Origin of the sequence: Acidicapsa ligni (assembly GCF_025685655.1) — a bacterium.
GTDB classification, from domain to species: Bacteria; Acidobacteriota; Terriglobia; order Terriglobales; family Acidobacteriaceae; genus Acidicapsa; species Acidicapsa ligni.
The window spans coordinates 139752-164887 of record NZ_JAGSYG010000006.1; the positions used below are offsets into that span (position 1 = coordinate 139752).

Annotated in this window: 18 protein-coding genes; 14 read left to right on the forward strand and 4 right to left on the reverse strand. The window is 58.6% G+C overall.

Annotation, left to right across the window (positions count from 1 at the left end; all coding sequences use genetic code 11):
- Window positions 1-26 precede the first annotated feature (26 nt).
- On the forward strand, window positions 27-2444 hold the full coding sequence (locus OHL19_RS18945) for a transglycosylase domain-containing protein (protein ID WP_263359393.1): 2418 nt from the start codon (window positions 27-29) through the stop codon (window positions 2442-2444).
- A 49-nt stretch (window positions 2445-2493) separates the two neighbouring features.
- A complete protein-coding gene (locus OHL19_RS18950; RefSeq protein ID WP_263359394.1) occupies window positions 2494-2889 on the forward strand; it encodes a GlcG/HbpS family heme-binding protein in 396 nt (131 codons plus the stop codon).
- A gap of 53 nt (window positions 2890-2942) precedes the next feature.
- Here OHL19_RS18950 and OHL19_RS18955 read toward each other — a convergent pair whose 3' ends face one another.
- The 3 genes from OHL19_RS18955 to OHL19_RS18965 form a co-directional block, all read right to left on the reverse strand.
- Window positions 2943-3842, reverse strand: a complete 900-nt coding sequence (locus OHL19_RS18955; RefSeq protein ID WP_263359395.1) for an Fpg/Nei family DNA glycosylase — start codon at window positions 3840-3842, stop codon at window positions 2943-2945.
- Between the two features lie 61 nt (window positions 3843-3903).
- Window positions 3904-8970, reverse strand: a complete 5067-nt coding sequence (locus tag OHL19_RS18960) for an Lhr family helicase (protein ID WP_263359396.1) — start codon at window positions 8968-8970, stop codon at window positions 3904-3906.
- 145 nt (window positions 8971-9115) lie between these two features.
- Complete coding sequence (locus OHL19_RS18965; RefSeq protein WP_263359397.1) at window positions 9116-10810, reverse strand: chemotaxis protein CheA; 1695 nt, start codon at window positions 10808-10810, stop codon at window positions 9116-9118.
- 82 nt (window positions 10811-10892) lie between these two features.
- Between OHL19_RS18965 and OHL19_RS18970 the strand changes: the two genes are divergently transcribed.
- From OHL19_RS18970 to OHL19_RS19000, 7 genes are all read left to right on the forward strand, one after another.
- Window positions 10893-11441: a cytidine deaminase gene (locus OHL19_RS18970; protein WP_263359398.1), complete on the forward strand. Its 549-nt coding sequence runs from the start codon at window positions 10893-10895 to the stop codon at window positions 11439-11441.
- Window positions 11442-11452: 11 nt separating this feature from the next.
- Window positions 11453-12859: a thymidine phosphorylase gene (locus tag OHL19_RS18975; protein WP_263359399.1), complete on the forward strand. Its 1407-nt coding sequence runs from the start codon at window positions 11453-11455 to the stop codon at window positions 12857-12859.
- A gap of 113 nt (window positions 12860-12972) precedes the next feature.
- Window positions 12973-13098 carry a hypothetical protein gene (locus OHL19_RS18980; RefSeq protein ID WP_263359400.1) on the forward strand — a complete coding sequence of 42 codons (126 nt, stop codon included), beginning with the start codon at window positions 12973-12975 and terminating at the stop codon, window positions 13096-13098.
- A gap of 65 nt (window positions 13099-13163) precedes the next feature.
- A complete protein-coding gene (locus tag OHL19_RS18985) occupies window positions 13164-14429 on the forward strand; it encodes a NupC/NupG family nucleoside CNT transporter (protein ID WP_263359534.1) in 1266 nt (421 codons plus the stop codon).
- 38 nt (window positions 14430-14467) lie between these two features.
- Entirely contained in the window at window positions 14468-15361 is an 894-nt protein-coding gene (locus OHL19_RS18990) for a purine-nucleoside phosphorylase (protein ID WP_263359401.1), read from the forward strand.
- Entirely contained in the window at window positions 15358-16020 is a 663-nt protein-coding gene (gene udk / locus OHL19_RS18995; protein WP_263359402.1) for a uridine kinase, read from the forward strand. Before OHL19_RS18990 ends, udk begins: the two co-directional genes overlap by 4 nt.
- Before the next feature lie 137 nt (window positions 16021-16157).
- On the forward strand, window positions 16158-16748 hold the full coding sequence (locus OHL19_RS19000) for a DUF2062 domain-containing protein (protein WP_263359403.1): 591 nt from the start codon (window positions 16158-16160) through the stop codon (window positions 16746-16748).
- On the opposite strand, the gene OHL19_RS19005 is transcribed toward OHL19_RS19000, so the two are convergent.
- On the reverse strand, window positions 16686-17603 hold the full coding sequence (locus OHL19_RS19005; protein WP_263359404.1) for a S1/P1 nuclease: 918 nt from the start codon (window positions 17601-17603) through the stop codon (window positions 16686-16688). The genes OHL19_RS19000 and OHL19_RS19005 overlap by 63 nt on opposite strands.
- A 238-nt stretch (window positions 17604-17841) precedes the next feature.
- Here OHL19_RS19005 and OHL19_RS19010 point away from each other — a divergent pair, with 238 nt between their 5' ends.
- The 5 genes from OHL19_RS19010 to glmM all read left to right on the forward strand — a co-directional run bounded on the left by OHL19_RS19010 (window position 17842) and on the right by glmM (window position 25129).
- A complete protein-coding gene (locus OHL19_RS19010; protein WP_263359405.1) occupies window positions 17842-21327 on the forward strand; it encodes a PAS domain S-box protein in 3486 nt (1161 codons plus the stop codon).
- Window positions 21328-21378: 51 nt separating this feature from the next.
- Window positions 21379-21753, forward strand: a complete 375-nt coding sequence (locus tag OHL19_RS19015; RefSeq protein ID WP_263359406.1) for a response regulator — start codon at window positions 21379-21381, stop codon at window positions 21751-21753.
- 19 nt (window positions 21754-21772) lie between these two features.
- Window positions 21773-22096 (forward strand): Hpt domain-containing protein, encoded by a 324-nt coding sequence (locus OHL19_RS19020; RefSeq protein WP_263359407.1) that lies wholly within the window; start codon window positions 21773-21775, stop codon window positions 22094-22096.
- Window positions 22097-22238: 142 nt separating this feature from the next.
- Complete coding sequence (xseA, locus tag OHL19_RS19025; RefSeq protein ID WP_263359408.1) at window positions 22239-23777, forward strand: exodeoxyribonuclease VII large subunit; 1539 nt, start codon at window positions 22239-22241, stop codon at window positions 23775-23777.
- On the forward strand, window positions 23774-25129 hold the full coding sequence (gene glmM, locus OHL19_RS19030; RefSeq protein WP_263359409.1) for a phosphoglucosamine mutase: 1356 nt from the start codon (window positions 23774-23776) through the stop codon (window positions 25127-25129). Before xseA ends, glmM begins: the two co-directional genes overlap by 4 nt.
- Window positions 25130-25136 lie beyond the last annotated feature (7 nt).

Consider the following 25136-nt stretch of genomic DNA (forward strand, 5'->3'; position numbering starts at 1 on the left):
TCGAGTGGGCCGAGGAGGCCTGTGCAATGGCTCTAAAAATCCGGCTTCCACAATCGAGTAGAAAACAGGGATTGCGCAGCTTGCTGCTGCGAATCGTTGTTGTCGGCGTTGCGGTGGTGGCGATCGTTGTTTGTGTTGTGGGCGGCTATTACTACTACCGCTATCAAGGCATTGTGGATGAGCGGCTGAAGCATCCGCTGTTTGCGACGACGGCGAAGATTTATGCTGCTCCGCGTGAGATTCGCCCGGGGCAGAAGCTCACGATTACTTCGATTGCAAATGAGCTGCGTGCAGCGGGCTACACGACGGATGGCGCGTCCAAATCGTCGCCGCTTGGTTCGTACGATGAGGGTGGATCGAGCGTTTCTGTACACCCTGGGCCGCAGAGTTATCACTCGCAGGATGGCGCGACGATTCACTTCAGCGATGGCAAGGTCGAATCGCTGATTGATGACAAGGGGCAGAGCCTTTCGAGCTATGAGCTGGAGCCTCTGCTGATTACCGGATTGAGCGAAGATGCGAACCGCACCAAGCGCAGGCTGCTCACGTTCGATGAGATTCCATCCAACCTGGTGCAGGCAGTGCTGGCGATTGAAGATCGTCGCTTCTTTGAGCACAGCGGCGTCAACTATGGCAGCATGGCTGGCTGGGCGTGGCATGACGTGGTGGGGGATCGCAAGCATCGCGGCGGTGCTTCTACTCTCACGATGCAACTGGCGAAGCTGCTGTTCTTATCGGATAACGGCACGATCAAGTACAAGCTCATTCAGATCATGGTGGCGTTTAATCTTGAACATCGCTTCAACAAGAAGCAGATCTTTGAGATGTATGCGAACCAGATCAATCTTGGCCAGCAAGGCAGCTTTGCAATCGATGGTTTTGGCGAAGCGGCACAGGCTTATTTTGGCAAGGACGTGAAGCAGTTGAGCCTGTCGCAGTGCGCGATGCTGGCGGGCATTATTCAACGGCCGAATTACTTCAATCCATACAGGCATGCGGACCGCGTGATTGAGCGGCGCAACCTGGTGCTGGATTCGATGGTGGAAACGGGCGCGATCACGAAGGAACAGGCCGAACACGCGAAGGCGGAATCTCTGCATCTTTCGCAGCAGAGCGTGGATGCGAGCGAGGCTCCTTACTTTGTGGATCTGGTTCGCGAGCAACTTACTCAGAAGCTGGGTGAGCGGGACTTTAATCGCGAGGGCCTGCATATCTATACGTCGCTTGATCCGGACTTGCAGAGAGCAGCGAGTGCGGCGGTTGACAGCACAGTTCATGAGATTGATGAGCGTGTGGAGCGGCTGCATGCGAGGCGCATGAAGGCCGGTACTGCCAGTGCGAATGATGCTGTTACGTATCCGCAGATTGCGCTGGTGGCGCTTAATCCGCATACGGGACAGGTATTGGCGCTGGTGGGTGGACGCAACTATGGGTTGAGCCAGTTGAATCATGCGGTTGCAAATCGGCCTACTGGTTCTATCTTCAAACCGTTTGTGTATGCGACGGCATTCAATACGGCGGTTGCGGGTACGATGTTGCCGGGACACGATGGATTGTTTTCGCCGATCACGATGTTGAGCGATGAGCAGTCCACATACGAAGTTGGCGATAAGGAATATACACCGCGCAACTTTGAGGGTGAGTATCACGATGAAGTCACGGCGCGCTTTGCGTTGCAGCGGTCGCTGAATAACGCAACGATCAGCCTCGCTTCGCTGGTGGGCTTTGATCAGGTGGCGGCGTTGGCGCGTTCGGCTGGTGTGAGGAGTGCGCGTGGGACGCCTTCGGTGGCGATTGGTTCGTATGCTGCTACTCCGATGGATATGGCCGGAGCTTATACGATTTTTGCCAATGGCGGTCTGCATATCGATCCGTGGCTGCTGGACAGTGTGCGTAGTTCTTCAGGCGATATGATCACGGATTATTCGCCGGTATCGAAGCAGATCTTGGATCCGCGTGTTGCCTATCTGACAACGAGCCTGCTGCAGAATGTGTTGAGTGGTGTGGGCACGGGCGCGGGAGTACGCAGCCGCGGATTCTATGCTCCTGCGGCGGGCAAAACGGGTACGAGCCATGATGCGTGGTTTGCCGGATATACCAGCAATCTGCTGTGCATTGTGTGGGTGGGCAACGACGATTACACGGACATCAAGATCCAGGGTGCGGATGCGGCTGCGCCTATCTGGGGCGAGTTCATGAAGCGTGCGGTGGCGCTGCCACAGTATTCGGACACGCATGACTTCAATGCTCCGGAGGGCGTGCAGATTGTGGCTATCGACAAGACCTCGAATCTGCCTGTCGATAGTACTTGCCCGGACAATAGTTACAACGCGGCGTTCCTCGACGGTACGGTGCCGCAGGATACTTGCGGACACCAGACGGATAAGCGGAATTTTATTCAAAAAATCTTTGGGCTGGGCGACAAGAAACCGTTACAGCCATAGCTCCTCGCATAAACTTGTGAGGACTGAAAAATCTGAAATGGAGTTTGAGATGATCACACTGAAAGATGCAAAGCGCATTATTGAAGCCGCAGAAAAGAAGGCGGTAGAGATTGGCCAGCCGATGAACATTGCTGTTGCCGATGCCGGTGGCAACCTGATTTCACATGCGCGCATGGATGGCGCATGGCTGGGCAGCATCGATATTTCAATCAAGAAGGCTTACACTTCGCGCGCGTTTGATATTGCGACGAAGGACCTGGCGACGCACTCGCAGTCGGGCGGCCAGTTCTTTGGTATTCATGCTTCGAACGATGGCAAGATCATGATCTTTGCCGGCGGGATTCCGCTGAAGGTCGATGGCAAGGTTGTTGGTGCTATCGGTGTGAGTGGTGGTTCGGGCGATCAGGATCATGCTGTGGCTGAGGCTGGGGCTGCTGCGCTGTAGGAACTAGCAATTTTGGTTTTTTGCAGGAATGAGAAAGGAAAGTGGCAAGTCGATTATTTCGATTTGCCACTTTTTCTTTTGGGTAAGACTTCTTCGGATTCAACTGCGGGATTGAGTTCAGGTAGAGGCTGGCAGGTGGGGCACCAGTAGGTGCTTCTTGCGTCGGGGCCTTGTACGATTCGCTGGATCAGCGCTCCGCAATTGCGACAGGGTTTGCCTTTGCGCCTGTAGACCCAGAGGCCTGCGTCGGGATCGGCGTTTTGGGTGGTGCGGCGATGACCGCCTTCGCGGGTGACGATGCGGTCGCTGGAGTCTTCAAGTACATTTGCAGCGAGCAGGCGTTGTGCGGTTGCGATTATCTCCTGTGCCTGTTTGGGAGACAGCCTTCCGACTTTGCAGAATGGGCTTAGCTTGAGCACGAAACAGATCTCGGACTTGAAGACGTTGCCGATGCCTGCCATTACTCCCTGGTTGAGAAGCACGTTGGCGAGCTCTTCGTCGGGATGATCCTGGAGCCTTTGCAGGGCGGCCTTTGCATCAAACGTTGTGCCGAGTACATCGCGGTCGGTATTCGGAATCTTGCGATCTCTGAGGAGCGATTGTGCGGTATGCATTCGCGCTACGGGGACACGAAAGCCGACTGCTACATACTCCGCGGTTTCGATTACGATGCGAGCGTTGCTTGGACGATCCTGCCAGGGTTCACCGGGGCGATAGATGTGCCAGCTTCCGCTCATGAGCATGTGGGTGGCTAGAATTGCTCCGCTTGAGAAATGAATCAGCAGCCACTTTCCGCGTGACTCAGCCTGGGTGATGGTCTGACCTGCGAATGGGTTGTTGTCATTGGCGAGGGCCAGTTGTGCGTAGCTGCTTTCAAAGCGGGTGATGGTCTTGCCGGTGAGGGCTCGACCGAGAGTGCGGGCGGTGCGGAAGATTGTGTCGCCTTCGGGCATGGCTTCCTCGTTGGCTTGCTTTATTGGGCTTGCCTGCAGATTAGATGCGAGGAGCTGTTTCTCAGTCGGGGAGGGTTAGCGGTGGTCGGTTTTTGGCTGCTTCTTCGGGCGTGGGGCGCGATGGTTGCCGGTTGGCGTAACTGGTTCCGGGGGACAGGCTGGCGGCTCTTCGCAGGTGCATGCCTAGCGGGCCGGGATGGAAGCCTGCATTCTGGAGTGGTTTGAGCATGGGGTGGATGGCTACGGCCAGGCCGTTGATGGTGCTGATGAGGTAGCCGCTAGTGTGGCTGCCTGATTGATCGCTTTGCAGGCGGGTCTGGCCGAGTACGGCGAGGAAGTGCGCCAGGCCTTCGGCGACGTGGGTGCGCTCGGGTTCATCGGGTGGAAGGAAGATGAGCAGGTTGGGGTTGCCACGGCGGAGCCAGGCTACGAGGCGTCCGTTGCAGAGAACGACCTGGGCGTAGGCGGCGCGGGTTAGCTGGCGCGGGGCTGTTTCGCTGTCTTCTGCCTCGGCTGGCAGTTCGGGCCATTTCAACGTTGAGCCGTAGGGGTTGCCGGGATCGGTGGCGGCGAGCAGGACGAATTCCGGTTTTTCGGGTCGCGCGTCGGTACGCAGAGAGCGGAGAAGATCGACGGCGGCGGGCAGGGCGAACTGCGTTGCTCCGAGGCCTGCGACGAAGTAGCCGCGGCGGATGCGTCCGCTCTCTTCGAGGGCTTTGAGGATGGGATAAATTGCGCTGAAACCGCCTACGATGTTTTCGGCTGCGGCGGCTTCGCGAAGGAGAACGCCGTAGCGGTTGAGGAGTTGCAGGGCGAGGGCGTGGGTGGCTTCTGTGCTGCTAGGCAAGCTGCTCTCGGGAACTAAAGCCCTCGTCGATTCCGGTTTTTTGATGTACGAGGTGGAGTCCGCATCCGCCAGAAGGCCGGGGGTCGGCGCGTTGAGTTTTACGGCGACTTGCTGCATGGCTTTGCGGCTGTCGATCAGCGACCAACGGCCCTGGGCTGTGGCTGGGGTGGTTCGACGGGAGCGGAAAGCGGCTCTTTGCTGGCTGCTGCTGTGCTGCTTGCGATTGCCACGCGAGGACGATTCCTGACGGGTGATGTAGGCGCGCAGGGGATGCAGCGAGTCGTTGGTGACGAGACCGCGCCAGACGAGACTCCAGAGGGCGTCGAGAGATTCGCCGGGGTAGCCGCCGCCTACGGCTTCGTGCATCTGGGTGAAGAAGCTGGCGCCGCTTTGTTTGAGGACGATGAGGAGCTTTTCTTCGCGGTCGGTCATTGGCGTGATGTTCGGGCGAGGGATGGCGAGGAGCGGGAGCTTGTCGGCGAGGTAGAGGGCGATGCGGCCATCGCGTTCGCCGAGGGGCTCAACGCCGGTCCAGGCGATTTCTCCGGCGGCTATGAGGGTGTCGAGGTCGCTGGGCTGGTAGTTGGCGATTCTTGCGGGGAGGATGGCGGTTTCAAGAAGCGATGCGGCGATGGGTGCGCCCTGAAGGGCTTCGACGACATCGAGCAGGGCGTCCATACCTCGACGGGGAGTGAGCAGGCCTTGCCAGTGGGTGAGAAAGCGCGCGAGGGTTTGCTGCTCGACGGGCTCTACTTCTTTGCGCAGTTTGGCGAGGGATTTGCGGCGAATGAGGCGAAGGATTTCCGAATCGCACCACTCGCGATGGAGACCACCGGGCCGGAAGCCGCCCTCGACGATGCGGTTCTCCAGGGTGAGTTGATGCAGGACTTGTTCGACGTGGCCGGGGTCGAGGGCGAAGCGGGCGGCTACCTCCGGCAGGGTGAACGGGCCGTGGGTGCGGGCGTAGCGGCGGATGAGTTCGAGGACGGGCTGCTCTACCGATGCCAGGAGTGCTGTGGGAATGCCGGGAGGTAACGGGATGCCGAGGCCGTCTCGGTAGCGGGCTGCGTCTTCGATGGCGATGATGCGCTTTTCGCCTGCGATGCGGAGTTCGAGAAGACGGCGGGCGCGGATGAGGCGGTCGAGTTCGTCGAGGAGTTTTGGCGTTGTAATACGGACTGCGATCTCGTTCCGATTGAGGTCGCCGAGGCGCAGCATGAGGTCGTGGAGTCCGTCTGCGTTGCGGGCTTTGTAGGGATCGATGAGACATTGCTGCTGCTCCTCGATCTCGGCCATGGCATCGCCGTCGAGGAGTTCGCGGAGGTCTGCTTCGCCGAGCAATTCGCGGAGCTGATCCTGATCGATGGTGAGGGCCTGAGCGCGGCGTTCGGCTAAGGGAGCGTCGCCGTCGTAGAGGAAATTGGCCACGTAACTGAAGAGAAGCGAGGATGCGAATGGCGACGGGGTGCGGGTTTCGACGACGTGGACGCGAAGCTGGCGCTGCTCGATGGCGCGCAGGGTTTCAATGAGTGCGGGCATGTCGAAGACGTCGCGGAGACATTCGCGATAGGCCTCTAAAAGCATGGGAAATGCGGGATAGCGTGAGGCAACGCTCAGTAGATCGTAGGCGCGTTTGCGCTGCTGCCAGAGCGGGGCGCGGCCATCGGCGCGGCGGCGTGGAAGCAGGAGCGCGCGGCCTGCGGCCTCGCGGAATCTTCCGGCAAAGAGGGCGGTGCTGCCTAGCTGGCGGAGGACGAGTTGCATGACTTCGCTGGACTCGACCATGAACCAGTCGGTGGTGGGTGGTTCGTCGGAGTCGGGGAAGCGGAGAACGAAGCCGTCGTCGCCCCAGAGGGTTTCGACATCGGGACCGCCTGCGGCGCGGATGCGGGCTGAAACGGCCATAGCCCAGGGGATGTGAATGCGGCTGCCGAAGGGAGTGAGTACGCAGACGCGCCAGTCGCCGAGTTCGTCACGGACGCGTTCGATAACGATGTTGCGATCGTCGGAGACCTGGCCGGTGGCTTCTTCCTGGTCGGCGAGGAACCGCATGAGATTTTCAGCGGCTCCGGGGTCGAGATCGTGATCGGTGACGAGCCGTGTGAGCGCGGCGGGGAGAGGCATGGCGCGGAGTTCGCGGACCATGGCTCCAATGCGACGTCCGAATTCGAGTGGACGGCCAGGGCCTTCACCTTTCCAGAACGGCATCTTGCCGGGTTCGCCGGGGGCGGGTGAAACGAGGACGCGGTCGTGGGTGATTTCGTCGATGCGCCAACTGGTTGCGCCGAGGATGAAGGTTTCGCCGGGACGGCTCTCGAAGACCATCTCTTCATCGAGTTCGCCGACACGGAGGGATTTGCCTTCGCTGTTGGAGAGAAAGACGCCGTAGAGACCGCGGTCGGGGATGGTTCCGGCATTGAGGATGGCGAGCCTTGCCGCGCCCTGACGAGCGGTGATGACGTTGCGGATGCGGTCCCAGGTGAGGCGCGGGCGTAGTTCGGCGAATTCGTCGGAGGGATAACGACCGGCGAGCAGGTCGAGGACTCCTTCAAAGACGGTGCGGGTGAGCCCGCCAAATGGAGCGGCGCTGCGAACGATGCGGAAGAGTTCGTCGAAGGGAATTTCGAAGCCGGGTTGCGCTTCTTCTTCCTGGGCGACTTCGTCGAATTCTGCGAAGAGACGGCTGCTTGCGAGAGAGGTGGCGGATTGTTTTGCAGTCTTGCGCTTTGGTTTTTCGGGTGGAGGCAGATTGGGTGGGCGCGCGACTATCGCGACCATCTGCTGGCAGAGGACATCGAGCGGGTTGCGCGGAAAGCGCGTGGACTCGATGTGGACCTCGTGCATGGCGCGGGTCATGGCGGCGCAGGCGATGAGGTCGGCACGGTATTTGGGAAAGAGAATGCCTTCGCTGATGGCTCCTACGGAGTGACCTGCGCGGCCGATGCGCTGCATACCGCTGGCGACGGAGGGCGGCGCTTCGATCTGGATGACGAGATCGACGGCGCCCATGTCGATGCCGAGTTCGAGCGTGGAGGTGGCGCAGAGGCCGCGGAGCTGTCCGGCTTTGAGTTGCTCTTCGATGATGCTGCGCTGGGCGGCGGCGAGAGAGCCGTGGTGGGCGCGGACGATCTCTTCGCCGGCGAGTTCATTCAACGCGCCGGCGAGCCGCTCGGCGACCTGGCGGCTGTTGACGAAGAGGATGGTGGAGGTGCGTTCGCGAATGATTTCGAGGAGACGCGGGTGGATTGCATTCCAAATGGAGACACGTTTGGGGCCTTGTGAGGCTGGACCGGAGGGGATTTCCTCCTGCTGGCCGAGGCGTGCCATGTCTTCGACGGGCACCTCGATGTGGAGCTTGAGTTGCTTGGGGGCGCTGGCGTTGACGATGGTTACGGGGCGGTAGCGGATGCTGGTGGTTTCGACGATGTCGGCGGACCAGGAGGCTTCTTCGGGGACTTGAACGCCGTCGAGGATGTCGATGTTGACTGGGTTGACTGGGCCTGGAAGCGTGGCCGGGAGTTCGACGGGAACGTCTACTCCGCCGAGGAAGCGAGCTACTTCTTCGAGTGGGCGCTGCGTTGCTGAAAGGCCGATGCGCTGGATGGGGCGTTTGGTCAGGGCTTGCAGGCGCTCCAGTGAGAGCGCCATGTGCGCGCCTCGCTTGGTGGGGACGAGAGCGTGGATTTCGTCGATGATGACGGTGTCTACTGTGCGGAGCGACTCGGAGGCCTGCGAGGTCAGCAGCAGGTAGAGAGACTCGGGCGTGGTGATGAGGATTTCAGATGGGGTGCGGCGGAAACGGGCTCGCTCCTTTTGCGTGGTGTCGCCGGTGCGGATGCTGATCTCAGGATCGTGGACGGGGACGCCCATGCGCCGGGCCATGTTGGCGATTCCGGCGAGGGGTGAGCGCAGGTTGCGTTCCACATCGACGGCGAGCGCTTTGAGCGGAGAAATGTAGATGATGCGGCAGCCGGGAGTGGCCGGTGGGGCCTGGAGCATCAGCCGATCGAGGCACCAGAGGAATGCGGTCAGCGTCTTGCCCGTGCCGGTGGGCGCGAGGATCAGGGTGCTTTCGCCACGCGCGATGGCGGGCCAGCCGAGGCGTTGCGGGGCGGTGGGCTCTTCGAAGACTTCGCGGAACCAGCGTTCGGTGACGGGATGAAAGCTGGTGAAGGGATTTGAGGATTTGGGGAGATGCGGTTCTTCAGGGAGATGCGGTTTGCGGGGCGCTGCAGTTTTCTCTACAGGCGCGGGTTTCGAGATGGGTTTACGGGGGGCCATGCTTCTATCTCAGGATAGTGCCTGATGGGAGGATCGGCGCGATGCAAAATGGATCATCGAATCAATGAATGAATCCATGAATCATCCGGCATGGATCATCCGGCATCGGAATAAGAAGCAACCTGGAGATCTGTATTCTGGGGAGTTAGTTCGTATGCGTGAAGATATTGGCGCGAGCGGCGATGGCGCTGGGATCGAGGATGAGCGCTATGTCTCCGCTACCCAGCACGGTTGCTCCTGAATAGAGGCCGATCGACTTGAGGACGGAACTAAGAGGTCTAACTACGATTTCCTGGGGATCAGCGAGGTTGTCGACGACGAGGCCGAATCGATGGCCATCTATATCGAGCACGGCGATATAGCTATCGCTGGCGTCGTGTGATTTGATTTCGCATTGAGGCGAGAGCATGTTGTTCAGAAAGATGAGCGGCAGCAGATTGCCGCGATGCCGATAGAGTGGGTTGCTATCGATCCATTCAATGACCGTGGCTGCCTGCTGAAACGGCAGATGAATGAGTTCAAAAAGTGCGCTTTGCGGTAGAGCAAAATTTTGATCGAGACTGCGAACGATGAGTGCTGGAAGGATGGCGAGGGTGAGTGGAATGCAGAACCGGAGCGAGGTTCCCTTACCGTGCTGCGAATCGATCTCGACTTTGCCTCCGATCTTTTCGACGTTCGTGCGCACGACGTCCATGCCTACGCCGCGACCGCTGATGCTGGTGACGGCCTCGGCAGTGGAGAAGCCGGGCAGGAAGATCAGTTGCATGAGTTCGCGGTCGCTCAGGTGCGCGGCCTTTTCGGCAACGATGAGCCCGCGTTCGATTGCCTTGTTGCGTACGCGATCTACGCAGATTCCGGCGCCGTCGTCGGAGACCTCGATGAGGACTTGACCGCTTTCCTGGCTGGCGCGCAAGGTGAGTGTGCCTACGGCATCTTTGCCTGCTGCTATGCGTACGTCTGGTGGCTCGATGCCGTGGTCGAGCGAGTTGCGGACGGCGTGAATGAGTGGATCTTTGATGGCTTCGAGCAGCCTCTTGTCCAGTTCTGTTTCCTGACCTTCGAGCACCAGTCTGACGCTGCGATTGAGCGACTGCGAGAGGTCGCGGATGATGCGCGGAAACTTTGAAAAAACATTCGATACAGGCTGCATTCGCGTTTGCATTACCGACTCGCGAAGGTCGGCAGTAACCAGGTCGAGACGGCGCGATAGTGGAGTTAGATTGGGATCGTGAGAGGTAGCTTGCAGGATCTGATTTCGAGTGAGAACGAGTTCGCCGACAAGACTCATCATGCGGTTGAGTAACAGGACATCGACGCGCAGAGTGCTATCGGATGCAGTTAGGTTCGATGCATCGATAGCAGCAGCAGCACTTACATGTAAGGGTTGAGTTACAGGCATGGATGGAGTTGATGCCGGGAACGATTCCGCAATGAGGGCATGCGTGGTTGCAGAGGTTGCGGGAGCTGGCTGCTGCAGTTCCTGCAGTTGGCCGATCAGCAGCGAGTCATCGTCTTCGCCTTCGCTGTTGTTATTTTCAATCGTATGCAGAATACTGCGCAGGCCATCCATGAGTTGCAACAGGCCGGTAATGATGTTCTGGCTTGCCTGAAGCTTGCCATCGCGCAACAGGCTGAGCAGGTTTTCTCCGGCATGAGCGAGCTTTTCGAGGCGCTTGAAGCCGAGGAATCCAGTGGTGCCTTTGATGGTGTGGACGGAGCGAAAGATTTCGCTGAGCAGTTCGCTATCCGTTGGGCGCGCCTCCAGATCGGTGAGGCCGCGCTCCATACGGTCTAAACCTTCCTGGCTCTCGATTAAAAACTCTCGCGTCAGTTCGTCCATGATTGCCTGCCGAATCTGCTGCCCGCGCGGAATGCTGCGGATGAGATTTCACAAGAGTCTTATCGGAATGTAGAGAGCAAACTTGAGTTGTAAAGAAGCAGAGAAAGCCCGGCTGGAGAAGTTGCATCCAGGGCTGTGGCGATTTAGGCTAAAGCTCCGCGCTTTTCCAGCGCGGTACATGCAGGACATGAGATTGGACCGGATGCAGGCTGGGGATTTATCCATTTCGATGCAGCAACTTGTGGATGCGGCGGTGATCGCTGCGGGACATTCGTACTCGCCTTACTCGAAGTTTCGCGTGGGTGCTGCGCTGTTGTTGACCAATGGCGAGACGGTGACGGGAACGAATGTGGAGAATGTCAGTTATAGTCTGACGATCTGTGCGGAGCGTTCGGCGCTGGTGCGCGCAGTGGCAGAGTTTGGGCCTGAAATCAGGATTGCTGCGGCGGCGGTTGTGAATCTCAACGATGCGCCCAGTCCGCCTTGTGGGGCTTGCAGGCAGATGTTGGCGGAGTTCATCGATGGCGATGCACCGGTGAGTTTTCCTGCGGGTGCGGCGGGCGCGGTCAGTGCAGTTATACGACCTTTCCGCGAGCTATTGCCTTTTGCGTTCGACTTACAACTTAAATGAGGTTATGCGACTTGCAATCTAACTCACACACTCAAGATGCTTCGCCTGTTTCGGGTGAGACCGCTGCTCCTATGCATGCTATCGATGTGATCCGTAAGAAGCGGGATCGCGGTAGTTTGTCTGAGGCTGAGATTCGCTTCATGGTCCGAGGTGCTGCGAGTGAAAGCATTCCAATGGAGCAGTTGTCGGCGTGGCTGATGGCTTGCTGGCTGAATGGGCTGGCGCTGGAGGAGATTCGCGCGCTGACGGTGGCGATGCGTGACTCGGGCGTGAAGTTCGATTCGAGCCGCCTGGAGAAGGTGACTGTCGATAAGCATTCGACGGGCGGCGTGGGAGATAAGACGAGTTTTCTGGTGGCTCCGATTGCTGCTGCCTGCGGGCTTGCGGTGCCGATGATCAGTGGCCGTGCGCTGGGGCATACGGGGGGCACGCTGGACAAGTTGGAGGCTATCCCCGGCTATCGGACGGCGCTGACGCTGGAGGAGTTCGAGGCGGTGATTGTGGAGTGCGGGGCGGCGATTGTAAGCCAGACTCCTGCGCTGGTGCCTGCGGATCGAGTGCTCTATGCGCTGCGAGACAGGACAGGGACGGTGGAGAGTCCGGGGCTGATTTGTGCTTCGATTTTGAGCAAGAAGCTGGCGGCTGGATTAAATGCGCTGGTGCTGGATGTGAAGACCGGGTCGGGGGCTTTTTTGCGCAAGCGTGAGGATGCGGATTACCTCGCGGCGCTGATGGTGGCGACTGCCGAGGCGGCGGGAACGCGGACTGTTGCGGTGATGACCGACATGAGTCAGCCTCTGGGTCATGCGGCGGGTAACTGGATCGAGTTAGTTGAATCGGTGGATTTGCTTTCAGGAAAGCGACCTTCGCAGAGCGAGGACTTGCGTGAGCTTTCGCTGATTCTGGCTGGATGGATGGTGTACCTGGGCGGCAAGGCCAGTTCGGCGGAAGAGGGTTACGGCAAGGCTGAAACGACGCTGCGGGATGGGTCGGCGCTGAAGCATTTCTATGCGATGGTGGCGGCGCAGGGTGGGGATGTTTCAGCTTTTGACGATCCGGCTGGGTTTCACAAGCCGGGCGCTACGTTCGTTCTGAAGGCGAAGCAGACGGGCTGGATTGCGGCGATGGATACGACTGCCCTGGGTTGGGCGGTGCAGCGGCTGGGGGCTGGACGCGAGAAGGCTGGGGAGCCGGTCGATGCTCATGCCGGCATCGACTTTCATAAGCGGCGTGGGGATTTTGTTACGGCCGGGGAGCCGCTGGCTACGCTCTATGCGACGAATGAAAGCCTGTTGGCTGAGCCGATTGCTTTGATTGAGGGAGCGTTGACGTTCTCTGGGGTGGCTCCGGAGGCGGTGATGCTGGTGAGTCGGGTGTTTACTCGGGACGAGGCTGTGGCTTTTCTTGGGGCTGTTTGAATTTTGGGGTGGTGATTGTCTGGAGGGGAGAAGCAGATTCCCTTCGGGAATGACAGACCAGAAAAGCAAGGGCAACTGCAACTGCAAAAGCTCACAGCAGATTCCCTGCGGGAATGACAGACAGAAAAGCAAGGGCAGGGGCAAAAGCAAAAACAAGGGAAGGGATTAAGGCGGAAGTAGATTTCTTTTGGGAATTACAGACGGAAAAGCTGGGGCAAAGGCTGATGAAGTTTGCTTGATACTGTAAGGTAATAAGCAATTCATTGATAGAAGCGGCGTGATTGAGCGCGAGGGAGCAAGCCTTTTGGATAGATTTACCGGTGTGCTGGGAATTCTGGCTGTATTGATCGCGGCGTGGCTGGGCTCGACTAACCGCAGGGCTATTCGATGGCGGACTGTGGCCTGGGGGTTGGGTTTACAGCTATTGTTTGCGTTTATTGTTTTGCGCTTCGATTATGGGCAGCGGGCGATGGCCTGGGCTGGTGGCGTGATTCAGAACATGCTGGCGGCTACCTACTCCGGAACGAGGATTCTTTTTGGCGAACTGGGTTTGCCCAATGCCGGCCTGGTTGGAGAAGTACTGGCGAAGAATGGGCATCCGAATGCCGGTTCGATGTTCGCATTTCAGGTGCTGCCGACGATCATCTTTATCTCAGCGTTTTTTGCGGTGCTCTACCATATCGGGCTGATGCAGATCATTATTCGCGCGCTGGCGTGGGTGATGTTGAAGACGATGCGCATCTCGGGAGCGGAGAGCATGAATGTGGCCGCTTCAATCTTCATGGGTCAGACGGAGGCTCCGCTGACGATTCGGCCGTTTCTATCCAAGGCTACGCGCAGTGAGTTGATGACCATTATGACCAGCGGCATGGCGCATGTTTCCGGCGGCATCATGGCGATGTATATCTCCCAGGGCATCGAGGCGAAGCACCTGCTTTCGGCGGTGATCATGACTTCGCCGGGCACGATTTTGATGGCGAAGATGTTGGTGCCGGAGACGGAGGTACCTGCAACCGAAGGCCGCGTCGTGATGCCCAAAGACGAGATGCACAAGGACGAAAATCTGATTGGCTCGATTGCGCGTGGAACGCTGGATGGAGGCAAGCTGGCGTTCAATGTGGCGATCATGCTGGTAAGTTTTCTGGCGCTGGTGGCGCTGCTGGATAGCCTGCTGGGGTGGTTCCATGCGGGACATCTTTGGTTTCCGGGCAGCCTGGGGCAGATTTTAGGATTTGTGTTTGCTCCGGTGGCATGGCTGATCGGTGTTCCGTGGCATGATGCGGGGGCTATCGGCAACCTGCTGGGCACGCGCATGGCATTGAATGAGGTGATCGCTTACATTGCGCTGGGCGCGCAGAAGGCTACGCTGGCTCCGCGCTCGTTCACGATCGCGACGTTTGCACTTTGCGGATTTGCGAATCTTGGATCGGTGGGCATGCAGATTGGCGGGATTGGAGCGCTGGTTCCAGAGCGGCGCAATGATCTGGCCAAGCTGGGGATTCGGGCGATGCTGGCGGGGACGATGGCGAATCTGATTTCGGCTTCGATTGCCGGGATGTTTTTGGGGTAGCTTTCCAACGATGCAGGGCGGGCAGGTAAAGTATTTTTATGACTAGCCCGCACGCTCCTTCGTATTTCGACCAGGTGAATGAGGCTGCTGAGTTTCTTCGCGGCAAATTGGGGGCGCTTGCTCCGCGTATCGGTATTGTTCTTGGCTCGGGTTTGGGAGCTGTGGCTGAGGCGGTGATTGATCCGGTCGTTGTTCCTTATGCTGAGATTCCGCATTTTCCGCAATCTACGGTTGAGGGGCACTCGGGGCGGATTATCGCCGGGCTACTGGGCGGGACGACGGTTATCGTGATGCAGGGGCGGGTGCATTTCTACGAGGGATATACGCCGCAGCAGGTGACTTTTCCTATGCGGGTGCTGGGGCGGCTGGGGTTGGAGACGGTGATACTGACGAATGCTTCGGGCGGGATCAATGCCAATTACCAGGTCGGCCAGTTGGTGCTGATCTCGGATCATGTGAATTCGCTGGGATTTAATCCGCTGGTTGGCGCAAATGAGGCGCGGTTTGGGAATGGTTCTTCAACGGGGCTGCGTTTTTTCGATATGACTGAGGCTTACTCGATTGACCTGCGTACGCTGGCGCAGAACGCTGCGCGGGCTGAGGGCTCTGTGCTGCATGAGGGCATTTACCTGGCGACATCCGGGCCGAGTTTTGAGACTCCGGCGGAGATTCGCGCTTTTCGCACGCTTGGCGCGGACCTGGTGGGCATGTCCACTGTGCCGGAGACGATTGTGGCGCGACATATGGGGATGCGGGTGTTGGGCATCTCGTGCGTGACCAACCTGGCGGCGGGAATCTCGGCGACTCATCTGAGCCATGAAGAGGTTTTTGAGACTGGAAACCGGGTGCAGCACGAGTTGACTGCGCTGTTCAAACGGCTATTGCCGACGATTGCGACTACGATCGCTTCGACATCGGAGCGGCAGGGATGAGTGGCGATTCAATAGGGCAACTTCCCTTTCCACCGGTCATGATCGCGGTTGCCGGGGCCTCCGGTTCAGGCAAAAGTACGCTTGCTGTCGAGGTGGCGCGCGCGCTGGGCGGCATTCATTTTTCGCTGGATAACTACTATCGCGACCTTGGGCATCTCTCTTTGCCGGAGCGGGCGCGGCAGAATTTCGATGATCCGGCGTTGATCGAGAGCGCACTTCTGGCGAAGCATATCGCGGAGCTGGCTCAGGGTCATGCCATTGAGCGGCCGGTTTACGACTTTGCTACTTATACGCGGGTGGTTGGGGAGACGGAGACGATTTATCCCAGTGGTTTTGTGGTGGTGGAAGGGCTTTTTACGTTGTACTTTCCAGATCTGCGACCGTATTACCAGTTGAGTGTGTTCGTGGATACTCCGGATGATGTTTGTTTTGCGCGGCGGCTCAAACGGGATGTTGAGGAGCGTGGGCGCGATCCGGAGTCGGTGCGCGTGCAATATGACGCTACGGTGCGACCGTGCGGGCTGGCGTTTGTTCGACCGCTGATTGATTTTGCAGACCTGGTTATCGAAGGTACGGATCCACTGGATTTCAAGGTGGAGCTGGTTATCTCCACGCTGAGAAAACGGGGCCTGTTGCAGGGATCGGGCATGGCGGGTTGAGGCGTATTTTGCCGAAGATGGAGGCGTGTTGAATTTAAAGCGCCTGTGTCGATTTCGAATTGCCGCTGACAAGTTTCGTCCAATATCTACACAACTTTATCGAAGTGACGATACTCTGATGTAGTATGCAGCGGTCAATGCAACTGATCCAATCCCCCAGGATTCAGGCGGCGCTCGATAAGATTATCGAGTGGGGCAGCTATGGCTGTACGCCGCGGCAGTTGGCGTTTACGCTGGCGCTTGGATTTGCGATTGGCTGTATTCCGGTCTTTGGTGTGACAAGCGGGATATGCGCCTTGCTGGCGCTGCTGTTGCGATTGAATATGCCTGCGATCCAGGCTGCGAACTGGATTGCGATGCCGGTGCAGGTGCTGCTCCTGATTCCCTTTTTGCGGATTGGGGAGTGGCTTTTTGCTGCAACGCCGGTGGCGCTCAATCGTTCGGAGTTACTGGCGCGCATTCAAAACACGCCGTTGCAGGTGCTGGAGCAGATGGGCGGGCTTTTTGGTCACGCGATCCTGGTTTGGCTCATCCTGGCAGCACCGGCGCTGCTGGTGCTGACACTGGTGCTCACGATGTTGATCACCAGGATCAAAATGCCGAATGCGATTGGGGCGAAGCAGTCGATTACCGCTTCGCCCCAATCGACAGTTGGTCAGGACTCGTTAGTACCTGTCCTGGACGGGCTGGGCGCTGTCGATCCACGCGGTGTAGATGAGGTCGCGTAGTTCGCTGGCTCCGGCTGCAAGCCGCTCTTCGGTAAAGGCGCGGGACTCGGGCGTGCCGCCATTGACGAATGCGCCGGCCTTATCAAAGGCGTAAACCTGATCCACAAAGGTAGCGGTGTGGCGCAGGTAGGCGACGTAGCTGTCGAAGATGTCGCCGGAGATCACCTTGGGATCGGTCATCTTTTTCGCTACATCTTCAGACTTGATGCTTGCCCCGACAAACGGTCCTTCAAAACGCCAGTGAATGCCGTGTTCGGTGGTGAATCCATTGGGGTTTTCTTTGAGCACCCAGCCATCGTAGTTGATGGTGGTGTGCAGGGGCTGGGAGCCATCGCCGACGTAGTGTCCGAGCCAGCCGGAGTAGAAGAGAATGGCTTGCTCGACGGGGTGAGTGTCCTCTTTGGCGGCGAGTTGACGGCGGTATTCGCGCATGGCGGCCTTGAGGCGCTGCCATACTTCATCGGTTTCCCAGGGCTGGAGGCCGACTTTTTCGGGGCGCTGACCGTGGGCAAAAACGGCGGACTCGAAGTCGAGACGCTTGTGCGGCAGAGGTCCGAGAGCATCTGCCGGTTCCAGGTCAAGGAAATGCTCAGGGGCCTGGGCGGCGCTTAGTTCCGGTTCGGCGTGGGAGCGCCAGCGATCAGGCTCCGGGCCGAGGTATTCAATCTCGTTGATGGCGGACTGGGATTTCAGGAAAGCCGGGACGTCGGCGGGCAGGGCGCTGGCGGCAAGCCGGTTAACCATGCGATGACCTTCATTTCCCCACCCGAAGCTGGGAACCGGGGCAAAAAGGGTCAGGATCAACGCACCAGCAGCAAGTTGACGCGAAAAGGAGTGAGAACTAAATATTTCCATAGCCGAGAGTATATCCGGATGTTTTGCCGATATAGATAAATGGGGGCACCAGAAGAATGCCGAATTGCAGAAGGTGGGATTTCCTGTCACGCTCGAAAAATAACTCTTCTGAGGCTCAAAGTACCCTATACTTAGCTAACACAAAAGTTGTAGCTGATATGTATTACCTGGGCATTACCCGGAACGAAGGTAACATTCAACCCCACCGGGGAGTGCGTGGGATCGGGGCCGATCGAACTTGAAGACCAGCAGCGCTACATCAGTCCGAATCCTCATTGGATGTTTAGCCGCGTATGTTCTCGCTGCGGCGGCTGCTCGTGTGTATTGGGGCCCATCCGTCAATAATTTGATTACTGTGGGTGTGGTGGGGGCCTTGATCCCGTTATTGCTGGTGCTTTTGTTTCGCCCGTCGCCGACCAGGGGTAAACAGGAGAACACTTCGGCCGCAAAGCTGGCGGAAGCGCTGCTGCATTCCACGAATCCGATGGTGCTGGCGACGGATCTGGGCGGCAAATTCACGTATATCAATCCTTCCGCGGAACGCATTCTGGGCTTGCGCAAGTCGGCGCTGGTGGGCACGGCGCAGATCTCCGAGGTCTTTGCTCCGGGTGAACTGGAACGCGTAGGCCAGTGGCTTCGTAAATTACACCCGAACGTCGATGGCCCGGCTGCTCCGGCGGACCCGATGAGCGACTGCATCAACTATGTATTGCAGTTTCCACCGAGCCAGTTGCGCGGGATCGATCTGGAGTTACGGCGCAACGACGGCAGCACCTTTCCGGCGACGCTTTATCTTTCCGCGGTTCGCGATGGGGCGGGCAATCCTTCGGGAATTCTTACCGTGGCGCTCGATCAGACGCTGACGCATCGACAGGAGCGGGCACTGCGAGAGTCGCGCGAGCGCTACCGCGATCTCTTTGAAAACGCGAATGAGATGATCGCGACGCTGAACTCGGCGGGACAGTTTGTATACGTCAATCCGGTTTGGAAGTCGTGCTTTGGGCTTGTGGACAGCTCCTTTGAAAAGCTGGAATCGCTGGAGATGGTCTTCAGTCCCGATTGCCGGTCAGAGGTTGGGCGGCTCTTTCGGCTGGCGCTGGAAGGCGAAACGGTGGAGCATGCTCCACTGCGCACGCATACGATGGACGGGCGCGTACTGGATCTGGAACTGAGCATGAGCCGCCGCCAGAAAGCGGATAATCCGCTGGCTGTTCGCTGCCTGCTGCGGGATATTACGCCGCAGAAGCAGCGCGAAAGACGGCTGGCGCTGCAACTGGTGGTGAGCCAGATTATTGGGCAGAGCACCTCGCCGGAAGTGGCGGCGATGCGCATCCTGGAGTCGGTTTGCCTTTCGCAGGGCTGGGATGCGGCGATGCTCTGGAGCGTCAATGAGGACGAGGACCGGCTGGACTTTCACTCGGCATGGGGTGCGCCGGGCAAGAGCAGCGAAGAAATGATCCAGGAGAATATGGGCCAGGTCATCCTCCGGGGGGCTGATCTGCCGGGCCGGGTGTGGACCAGCGGGCGGGCAGTGTGGGTCGCGGATCTGACCGCGGAACGTCCGACGCCACGCATACAGGCTGCCCTGCGGCATAAGCTGGCGACGGGATGGGCGATCCCGGTACGCGTGGGCAACCGCCTGATTGCGATCCTGGAGTTTTATTGCCAGCAGCGCCAGCGGGAAGAGCGAGAGACGATGGCTACGCTGGAGACGGTCTCTGCATCGCTGGGGCAGATGCTGGCTCGTTCGCGGGAACAGGATCGCGTGGAAGGTCTGCATCGTACACAGCAGATTCTGCTCGATACGATCGACGACGGGATTTGTGGCGCGGATCGCAGCGGGATTGCCACCCTGGTCAACCCGGCGGCGGGACGACTGCTGGGGGCCATTCCTGAGGTGCTTGCCGGAATTTCGGTCCACGAGCTGCTGCATGGAAATATGCCGGGAGGCAATAACTGCGGTGAGGATTGCCCGTTGTTGCGGGCGCTGACTCACAGGATTGCCGCTGCGGGCGAAATTACGATCTATCGGCGCGATGAGACGAGCTTCCCTGCTGAATTTTCACTGACGCCGATCCTGGACCAGGGACGGTATTCGGGAACGGTGCTGAGCTTCCGCGACATCAGCCAGAGGTTTGCTCTGGACCGGATGAAGGATGAGTTTGTCTCGACGGTGAGCCATGAGCTGCGTACGCCTCTGACTTCGATTCGCGGCGCGCTGGGGCTGCTGTCGGCGGGCATATTGGGCGAGATCAATGACAAGGCTGCCAACCTGCTGCGCATTGCGCTTTCCAACTCGGACCGGCTGGTGCGGCTGATCAACGATATTCTCGACCTGGAACGCATCCAGAGTGGGCGCGAACCGCTTTCGTTCCGCCCGATAGCGCTGAGTGAGATTGTTCGACAGGCGATTGATGGCATGATGCCGGTGGCGGATGCGGCGAGCGTGCAGCTTATCCACGATACAAACCTGGTGCAGCTTATCGCCGACCCGGACAGGCTGTTGCAGGTCATCACGAACCTGCTCTCGAACGCCGTCAAGTTCTCGCCGGAGGGGTCAACCGTCTCTGTCACTCTGCGCGAGGGTTCCAGCGGAGTTACGCTTTCGGTGATCGACCAGGGACGCGGTATTCCAGCGGACAAGCTGGACTCGATCTTCGACCGTTTTCAGCAGGTGGACGCTTCCGACTCTCGGCAGAAGGGCGGCAGTGGGCTGGGGCTGGCGATTTGCCGGACAATCGTGCAGCAGCATGGCGGGCGCATCTGGGCAGAGCGTAACGCGGTGCTGGGGTCAACGTTCCGCGTTCTGTTGCCGTTTGAACCGTCGTTGGCGCTGCCCTCGGCAACTCCCATCATCGAGCCGGATCGGGGACGGATTCTGCTGGCGGATGCCAATGCTACGACGCGACCGCTGCTGGCCAATCAGTTGCGCCGCCAGGGCTATCACGTGGTTGAGGCTGCGTCTGTGGAAGAGACGCTCGCGGCGCTGGCGTTCTGCGCTGTTCCCAGCCCGGATGGAGTCGCGAGTATGGGGATTGAGGCGATATTGGTAGATATTTCGCTGGACGGGCTGAACGGATGGGAGATTTTGCCTCGTCTGCGCCAGGAGACAGCGGCCAATGGTGTGCCGATCGTCCTGCTGAGCGTGGATCATCCGAATCCGGCGCTGCCTCTACCGGCGGGGGCCGATGGGTGGGTGCCGCAATCGCCGGACGATGAAACTCTGCTCTCTGAACTGGCCCGCGTGCTATCCAGTCCAGGAGAAAAAGCCCGCATCCTGGTGGTCGAGGACGATATTGATCTTGCGCGTGTCATCGGCGCGGTATTTTCTCGTGACGGCATCGAGATCAAGCTGGTGCATACTCGCCAGGCCGCGCTGGATGCTTGCTTTACGTTCCGTCCGCAGCTCATTGTGCTCGATCTTTCGCTTCCGGACGGCGATGGTTTCAATGTGGTTGACTGGCTGCGTCAGCATGAAGAGCTGGCGAATCTGCCACTGGTGGTCTACTCCGCACGCGAGATCAGCCCGGGCGAACGGGCACATCTCAAATTGGGACCGACCCAGTTTTTGACGAAAGCGAAAGTACAGCCGCAACAGCTTGAGTCTCTGGTCTTGACGATGTTGCGCCGATCGCGTCAGATGGAAGAAACATCCAATCCGGAGCAGTTATCGAATCATCCGTCGCCGGTCGACGACGGGCAACATCGGTCCACGGCGAATTGACCTGGCTATCGTGGCCTGCACGCGGATTAGGCTGTCTGTGAGGAGTCCCTATTGTCCCGCCGAATTCTGATCATTGACGACGAAGACGATATTCGCCAGGTAGCGGCGTTGAGCCTGGAAACCATTGCCGGTTGGGATGTGATCGTTGCCAACTCCGGTGCGCAGGGACTGGAGCGCGCGGCCGAGCACCAGCCGGATGCGATTTTGCTGGATGTGATGATGCCGGGCATGGATGGGCCGACGACGTTTCGCGAACTGCGCAAAAATCCGGCAACGGCAAAGATTCCTGTCCTGTTGCTTACCGCGAAGGTGCAGGGGCCGGACCAACGGCGCTTTGCAGACCTGGGCGTGGAGGCGGTTCTTCTGAAGCCGTTTGACCCGCTGACGCTCGCCTCGCAGATGGCAAAAGTTCTGGGCTGGGAGTAGGCGCCGCGCGCTGATTGTCATGGCAACTACCCCTCCCCCGATGGCTGATGTGCTGGCCCGAATGTGGACGAAATTCCTGCCGGATATTGAGGCGCGAGTAGCGACTCTGGAAGCAGCGGCGCGAGCGCTTGATGCAGGCTCACTCCCAGAGGACGCACGCGATGCGGCTCATGCGGCGGCTCACAAACTGGCGGGGACCTTGGGCATGTTCGGGCTTCCGCGTGGCACGGAGTTAGCTCGCAGAGCGGAGTTACTACTGGTGGAGGATGTATCCGCGGCAGACGCGGATGAACTTACGGGCTGGGTAACGGAAATCAGAGATTTGATTCACAGCCGCGGATAGAGCTGGCTATATAAAGCGCAATCGTCGATTCCTGTGCGATTGCTGGCCTTCCATTCCAGCCTCTCATTTCCTGCCAGTGCCTGATCTGCAAGCGCGGGTCGATGCGGCACCCGTTACACTGCTTATTGGTGATGAGAATCCGGTGAGCCCGAAACGCACAGCCAAGCCGCAGCTCGACCTCCTGTTTGGAGCGCGCGAGGAGGCCAGTCCGACTTCTGAAACAAAGCCTGAACCGACAAGCCGAAGCAGGGATCGTGCGCGTCGAACATGGCTTGTCCATCAGCTCGTCTCTGAGGCGCGTGAGGTTGTCGAGCAGGAATTTGGAGATGTTTGGGTCGAGGGCGAAATATCCAACTATCGTCCTGCTTCTTCGGGGCATTTGTATTTCACGCTCAAGGATGCCGAGGCGCAGCTTCCGGTGGTGCTGTTTCGTCGCCAGGCGCAACTGTTGCGATTTCGCCCGGAGGATGGCCTGCATGTTCGCGTGCGGGGCAAGGTCACTATTTACGAGCAGCGCGGACAGATACAGCTCGTGGCTGAGACGATGGAGCCGGTTGGCGCGGGGAGCCTGCAGTTGGCATTTGAACAGCTTCGCGATCAGCTCAAGGCCGAGGGGCTTTTCGAGCAGGATCGCAAGCAGCCGCTGCCTGCGTTTCCGCGTAGTGTGGCTGTCATTACTTCACCGACCGGCGCGGTCATTCGTGACTTTCTGAATATTGTTGGCCGTCGTCACTCGGGTCTGGATGTTGTGGTCGTTCCGGTCAGCGTGCAAGGCGACGCAGCGGCTGCCGAGATTGAAGCAGCGCTGGTACAAATGAACGCACTTCGCATTGCAGACGTGATTGTGATCGCGCGTGGTGGCGGCTCGCTTGAGGATATGGCTGCGTTCAATAGTGAGCGTGTGGCCCGCGCGATTGCGGCGAGCGAACTACCTGTGGTCTCCGCTGTAGGGCATGAGACGGATTTCACCATTGCGGACTTTGTGGCGGATCTGCGTGCGCCTACGCCCTCTGCTGCTGCTGAGTTGATTACCGAGGCACAGCATAAGATTGCCGACTACATTGAGGCGCTTGAGCAACGGATCGACCGCGGTATTCGCTTTCAACTTTTGCAGGCACGCCAGCATTTTGCACGACTGCCTGCATCCCGCACGGAACAGCGCATGATGACGACTCTGCACCGGCTGGAGCAAAGGCTTGATGAGCTTGCGTTTCGCATGGAAAATGCAATGGTCGCACGGTTCCGCGAAGATCGACTTGCAGTTACAGAATTGCGTGCTGCGGTGCTGCGTCATGACCCGCGCCAGCAGCTTGGGGCTGCGCGTGAAGCGCTTTCCGCATGGCAATCACGGCTTCATCATGCACTCGATCGCAGCCTGACAAGCAAGCAGCATCGCACACATGCCGGAGAAGACAGGTTATATCGCGCTGCGCAGGTTCACGTGGCCAACCGGCGCGCGGCTCTTGGCACGCTGCGCGGCCAGTTGCAATCGTTGTCACCGCTGGCAGTGCTGCAACGTGGCTATGCGCTTGTTCAGGATGAGAATGGCGTGATTGTGCGCTCGATAGAGCGGTTGACTACGAATCAACAGGTCGCGACTCAGCTTGGGGACGGTACGTTTATCAGCCGTGTAGAAACAACATCCAGATCAATCAAGAAGGATCGTAAAACAAGCACATGAGACAGCTCTTCGGTACGGACGGAATACGCGGCGTTGCGGGCATTGCTCCACTCGATACAACTACGATCTATGCGGTCGGCTTGGCCCTGGCGCATTCATTGCGACCTGCGGCTATCATTCCACGCGTGATTCTTGGGCGCGATACGCGTGAGTCCAGTCCGTGGATTACAGCCATGCTGGCTGCCGGATTGCGCGCTGGCGGAGCAGAGATTGAGAGTGCGGGAATTGTGCCTACGCCTGCCATTGCTTTTCTTGCGCACACGCATGGATTCCAGGCTGGAGTTGTGATCTCGGCGAGCCACAATCCATGGGAAGATAACGGCATCAAGCTCTTTGGCAGCGACGGTTATAAATTGCCGGATAAGGTTGAGCTGGCAATTGAAGAAGTGATTTTCAAGCATGCGCTATCGACTACTGCGCCTGATCCTGCAACGCTGCCGCCAATTGAAGATCAGGCGCATTATGCGCAGGAGTACATCGACTTTTTGCTGGCGGCTGTACCTGATCTGAAGCTCGATGGGCAGAAGATCATTCTCGATTGCGCTAACGGCGCCGCGGCTGCGATTGCTCCGCGGCTCTTCGCGAAATTGGGTGGCGATGTGACGTTGCTTAATATCACACCCAATGGCCGTAATATCAATGATCATTGTGGGGCTCTGCATCCTAAGACTGTAGCTGCTGAAGTGATGAAACATGGTGCAGATCTTGGATTGACTTTTGATGGCGATGCGGATAGGTGTCTTGCTGCGGGCGCTCACGACAACGTCATTAACGGGGATGCGTTGCTGCTGATCGCTGCACGCGATCTGCAGTCTCGTGGGCTGCTTACGGATAACGTTGTGGTTGCTACCACGATGTCGAACATGGGGCTGGAGGCAGCGCTTAAACGTAGCGATATTACGATGCTGCGGGCGAATGTAGGCGATCGTTATGTGCTTGAGCTGATGCAGCAGCGTCATGCTGCGCTGGGCGGCGAGCAGTCGGGACATATTTTATTTCCGCATCTTGCTACTACGGGTGATGGGTTGTTGACTGCGCTTGTTGTGCTGGACCTGATCGCTCGTATGGGCAAGACGATTGAAGAGTTGACGGCCGATCTCAAGGTGTTTCCGCAGGTAATCGTTAACGTCAAGGTGCGTGAGAAGCGTCCGTTGGAGGAGATTCCTTTGGTGGTGGAACGCATTCAAGCGGCTGAGGCTGCGTTAGCTCATTCGGGACGCGTGGTGATTCGCTACTCCGGCACTGAGGCGCTGGCTCGCGTGATGATCGAGGCGGAAAGCGAAGAGCTGATGCGGCATCATGCCGAGGCTATTTCTGGCGCTATTCGGGCTGAACTTGGCGTTACTCCGTAGAGTAACG